The organism is Shewanella sp. T24-MNA-CIBAN-0130, assembly GCF_040310185.1.
Taxonomy (GTDB): Bacteria; Pseudomonadota; Gammaproteobacteria; order Enterobacterales; family Shewanellaceae; genus Shewanella; species Shewanella psychromarinicola.
On the sequence record NZ_JBEOPP010000142.1, the window covers coordinates 1 to 504 of the forward strand.

The window sequence follows — 504 nt, forward strand, 5'->3', positions numbered from 1 at the left end:
CGCTACAAAGAGAAGGCGTTAGCAGAAACAGCGGCTTTACTGGTGCTTAGAAAAAAGCTCAATGCGCTTTGGGAGGACGACAACGAGGAGAGTTAACGCCTTTGCCTAAGCGCATAACATTGGTGAATTTAATACAAGAAGCGTATGCCCACGGTGCACGTCTTTACAAGGCTTGCGCTGAAGCAGAGCTAAGTAAGCGGACGTATCGGCGCTGGTATCGAGCAGGAAAAGTACAAGCTGATTTAAGGCCCTCGGCGGTAAGACAGGAGCCAGCCAACAAGCTTAGTGATGACGAGGAAAAGCTGATACTGGCAACCTCGAATGAGGCAAGGTTTGCGAGTCTACCTCCCTCACAAATCGTGCCGACGCTGCTTGATGAAGGGGTCTATATCGCTTCAGAGTCGAGTTTTTACCGAGTGTTAAAAGCCAATGCTCAATTAAATCGACGTGGACGAAGCCAAAGCATAACAAAAAGAAGTAAACCAGATGCTTATGTTGCAGATG

1 pseudogene is annotated in these 504 nt (G+C 48.0%); it reads left to right on the plus strand.

Annotated elements, in window-relative coordinates:
* Positions 1-504, plus strand: a pseudogene (locus AAEZ02_RS21820) (IS3 family transposase); the annotation flags it as partial.